6 protein-coding genes are annotated in these 3645 nt (G+C 66.9%); 3 read left to right on the top strand and 3 right to left on the bottom strand.

Features of this window, described 5'->3' with window-relative positions:
- Positions 1 to 117 precede the first annotated feature (117 nt).
- From C1I98_RS36620 to C1I98_RS36615, 3 genes are all read right to left on the bottom strand, one after another.
- Positions 118 to 729, bottom strand: coding sequence for a TIGR00645 family protein (locus C1I98_RS36620; protein ID WP_233508493.1), 612 nt, complete (start codon positions 727 to 729; stop codon positions 118 to 120).
- Positions 730 to 756: 27 nt separating this feature from the next.
- The gene (locus C1I98_RS42190) at positions 757 to 933 is read right to left on the bottom strand and encodes a hypothetical protein (RefSeq protein WP_158558342.1); all 177 of its coding nucleotides are present in this window, start codon (positions 931 to 933) and stop codon (positions 757 to 759) included.
- Between the two features lie 172 nt (positions 934 to 1105).
- Positions 1106 to 1330 carry a hypothetical protein gene (locus C1I98_RS36615; RefSeq protein WP_146607866.1) on the bottom strand — a complete coding sequence of 75 codons (225 nt, stop codon included), beginning with the start codon at positions 1328 to 1330 and terminating at the stop codon, positions 1106 to 1108.
- A gap of 215 nt (positions 1331 to 1545) precedes the next feature.
- Between C1I98_RS36615 and C1I98_RS36610 the strand changes: the two genes are divergently transcribed.
- The 3 genes from C1I98_RS36610 (at position 1546) to C1I98_RS36600 (ending at position 3581) form a co-directional block, all read left to right on the top strand.
- On the top strand, positions 1546 to 1725 hold the full coding sequence (locus tag C1I98_RS36610; RefSeq protein WP_111171859.1) for a DUF6104 family protein: 180 nt from the start codon (positions 1546 to 1548) through the stop codon (positions 1723 to 1725).
- A gap of 123 nt (positions 1726 to 1848) precedes the next feature.
- Entirely contained in the window at positions 1849 to 2799 is a 951-nt protein-coding gene (locus C1I98_RS36605) for a DUF4097 family beta strand repeat-containing protein (RefSeq protein WP_158558341.1), read from the top strand.
- Positions 2796 to 3581, top strand: a complete 786-nt coding sequence (locus tag C1I98_RS36600) for a PadR family transcriptional regulator (protein WP_111171858.1) — start codon at positions 2796 to 2798, stop codon at positions 3579 to 3581. Before C1I98_RS36605 ends, C1I98_RS36600 begins: the two co-directional genes overlap by 4 nt.
- The last annotated feature ends 64 nt before the right edge of the window (positions 3582 to 3645 follow it).

The raw sequence follows: 3645 nt of genomic DNA, 5'->3' as shown, positions 1-3645 counted from the left end.
GCGTGAGGCGGAGGACCCGGGGCTGCGGGGCCTGAGCCTGGTACGTGCCGGCCGACGCCGGCGCCGCCAGGGCCAGTACGCCCGCGAGAGCGAACCCCCAGGCCGTCCCCAGCCGGATCACGCGATGCGCCGGTCCTGAGCGGTGCTCGGCTGCTCCGTGACGTTGCCCATGGCGCGGTTGCCCGCGTGCTGGGGCCGTCCGCCCTGCATGAACCTGTCGATCAGGGCCAGCGCGACCGCCGAAAGAATGAATGTCAGGTGGATGAGCGTCTTCCATAGAAGTTCCCTATCGGTGACGGCCGGACGGCCGGCGTTGATGAATATCTGCAACAGGTGGATGGAAGAGATGCCGATGATCGCCATGGCCAGCTTGACCTTGAGCACATTGGCGTTGACGTGGGACAGCCACTGGGGCTGGTCCGGGTGTCCCTCGATGCGCAGCCGGGAGACGAAGGTCTCGTAGCCGCCGATGATCACCATGATGAGCAGATTGGAGATCATCACGACGTCGACCAGAGCGAGGACGATCAGCATGATGGTGGTCTCCGCGGCCTTGCCGCCGAAACCCAGCACGATCAGGTGTTTGAGCTCCACCATGAAGCGCCAGACGTAGACCACCTGCGCGACGATGAGACCAAGGTAGAGCGGGGCCTGAATCCATCGGCTGAGGAACATGAAATAGCCCAGCCGGCTCGTCGGCGTTTCCTGTGAATTCGGTGCGCTCGGCACCGGGCGGAGGGAGGGCACCACGGACCCCTACTTCGGCGGCGGGATGACGTAGATGGTGGGCTGCTCGACGAGAACGTCGAAGATCAACCAGCCGACCGGGTCGCTCACCCGGGGCTGGGCGTGGGCGGCGGGAGCGGGGGCGATCGCGGCGACGGCGAGGGTCGCCGTGGCCGCGGCACCGACGATCACTGCTCGAATGTTCACGCGACTCCTTGTACTACGTAACGGGAAGGGGCTGTCACGCTAGGTATCCGGTCAAGTGCCGCCCGAAACCTTGAGTAAATAGCTGAATTTTCTTCTACGAAAGCAGTCGGAATTCATGGCAGGAAAGGCCGCCGGGTGTCGCCACCCGGCGGCCCGTTCTCGTTGATTCGGCTCAGGGAGCGGGGTTCAGGCAACTCACCAGTGGCGCCTCCGCCGGTGCACCGGTGAGGGCGGCGGGATCGGTCGCGACGGTCGACAGGTCTGTGGCACCGGTCAGCGCGCAGTTGAGCAGGTCAGAGGGATTGATGGCCGCGGAGGCGACCGAGGCGGCCGAGCCGGCGGCGAGCAGGCCGCCGGCGAGGGCGGCCATGGTGAACATTCGGGCGATGGGGCGCATGTCGAACCTCCTAGATCATGGAATGAACACCTCTACTTGCATTACCCAGAGTATGCGCTCGATAACGTTGAGTCCTAGATTTGGTACGATCCGATTCCCCGTTCACACCAGGCAAACCCATTTATATCGACAGAGCCGTCAACTGCTACTTTTGGTGCTGATTAGCGGGCCGTCACCCCCTGATCGGGCACACGGCACGAACGGCAAGGAGGGCGATGTACTTCACCGATCGGGGCATCGAGGAGCTCGTGGAGCGCCGCGGAGAAGAAGAGGTCAGCGTGACCTGGCTGGCCGAGCGGCTACGGGAGTTCGTCGACCTCAATCCCGACTTCGAGATCCCGGTCGAGCGCCTGGCGACCTGGCTGGCACGGCTGGACGACGACGAGGACGAGTAGCCCGTCACACGGCCGGCGACCGGCGGCCACTTCGACCGAAGACGCGATACATCTTGACTTTTGGCAGACGCGACATATCGTGTCTCTTACAAGGGATGTGACGCGAGAAGGGTGCAGCGGGCCATGCCAAGGTGGACCATCGATGGGCCGGAGCAACTGACCTTCGGCCCGGTCAGCAAGGTTAACGTATGGATCGTGGCCGGTCGGCTGTCGGTGCTGGCCAGCGAGGGCCCGCCCAGCCTGGACGTGAGCCAGGTGGGTGATCCGCCGTTGACCGTCACCCACGACGACGACGGCACGCTCACCATCGCCTACAAGGACCTCACCTGGGACGGCCTGCTCGGCTGGCTGCGGCCGAACAAGCGGGTCGCCCAGCTGACGATCACCGTGCCGCGCGACTGCCCGGTACAGGCCGGCGTCGTCTCGGCCTCGGCGCTGGTGGCGGGCTTCGAGCACCGCACCAGCGTGAAGAGCGTCTCGGGTGAGATCGTGCTCGACGGAGTGAGCGGCGACGTCCACGCGGAGACGGTCTCCGGCGATGTGGAGAGCCGCACCCTCACCGGCGACCTGTCGTTCACCAGCGTCTCCGGAGAGCTGACCGTCGCCGACGGGCGTCCGCGCCGGCTGCGGGCCAAGACCGTCAGCGGCCGGATCACCGCCGACCTCGACCTCGCGCCGACCGGCCACGTCACACTGAACAGCATCTCGGCCCCGATCGTCGTACGCCTCCCGCGCGACGCCGACACCGACGTGGCCCTGCGGACCACCTCCGGCCGCCTGGACAGCGGCTTTCCCGAGCTCCGTGAGAGCCAGAGCGACTTCCCGCTGCCGATGCCGATGCCCAAGTCGTTGCGGGGCAGGCTCGGCGGCGGCATGGCGTCGCTGTCGGCGATCACGGTCTCCGGAGACGTCGCCCTGCTGGCGCGCGACAAGTCCGACGCCGACGACTTCATCCGGGGAGACTTCCTGACCGGCGACCTCCTCGACGACGTCGACGATCTCGATGATCTGCATGACGCCACCACTGATCCCCGTACCACCAAGAACAAGGAAGGCGAGGCGGACGCACGATGAGTCCCGTCTTCGGCCACGGCAGGCTCCGGCTCTACCTGCTGAAGCTCCTGGAGGAGAGCCCGCGCCACGGCTATGAGGTGATCCGGCTGCTGCAGGATCGCTTCCTCGGCGTCTACTCCCCCTCCCCCGGCACGATCTACCCGCGTCTCGCCCGGCTGGAGGACGAGGGCCTGGTCACCCACGAGGTCATCGAGGGCAAGAAGGTCTTCTCGCTGACCGACAAGGGCAGAGCCGAACTCGCCGCCCGGATGGACGAGATCGCCGACCTGGAGGTGGAGATCTCCCGCTCCGTGCGCGACATCGCCAGAGAGGTCAAGGAAGACGTCCGCGACACGGTCAAGTCGCTGCGCGAGGAGCTCACGCAGATGGCGCGCGACGTGCGCAAGGAGACCACCGCGGGGATGGACGACGGCCGCGGCCGGGCGGCCCGGCAGAAGGCCGAGTGGAAGCGCCTGCAGCACGAACAGCAGCGGGAGTGGCAGCGGCTGGCCAAAGAGCACAGCGAGCAGTGGCGCAGGCAGGCGCGCAACCTCCGCGACGAGAGCGAGCGCTGGACCAGCGAGTGGCGCGGCATCTGGAGCGACGTGTGGACCTCCTTCGGCGGAGTTCAGGACCCGGGCCGGCAAGCCGACCTCGACGGCGAGCTGGGCGACGCACTCGCCGACTTCGTCGCCCACGTACGGCAGGACGCCTCCAACGCACCCCTGTCAGAGGCCACGGTCGAGCAGTGCCGCGCCATCCTCATCGAGGCGAGCGCCCGAATCCGCGACGTCCTCCGATGATGACCTTCGGAAGCCTCCGCCTGCCGATCCTCGGCTCCGCCTTCCCTCCCAGCCCCAGCACACC

It is taken from the genome of Spongiactinospora gelatinilytica (assembly GCF_003236385.1).
GTDB classification, from domain to species: Bacteria; Actinomycetota; Actinomycetes; order Streptosporangiales; family Streptosporangiaceae; genus Spongiactinospora; species Spongiactinospora gelatinilytica.
Note: the sequence above shows the minus strand (reverse complement) of the source record. Positions and strands in the feature narration are given on the sequence as shown.

Bases quoted from the DNA above. Each gene is read 5' to 3' on its own strand.
- C1I98_RS36615 (WP_146607866.1), bottom strand. From the start codon at position 1,330: ATGCGCCCCATCGCCCGAATGTTCACCATGGCCGCCCTCGCCGGCGGC.
- C1I98_RS36610 (WP_111171859.1), top strand. From the start codon at position 1,546: ATGTACTTCACCGATCGGGGCATCGAGGAGCTCGTGGAGCGCCGCGGA.
- C1I98_RS36605 (WP_158558341.1), top strand. From the start codon at position 1,849: ATGCCAAGGTGGACCATCGATGGGCCGGAGCAACTGACCTTCGGCCCG.
- C1I98_RS36600 (WP_111171858.1), top strand. From the start codon at position 2,796: ATGAGTCCCGTCTTCGGCCACGGCAGGCTCCGGCTCTACCTGCTGAAG.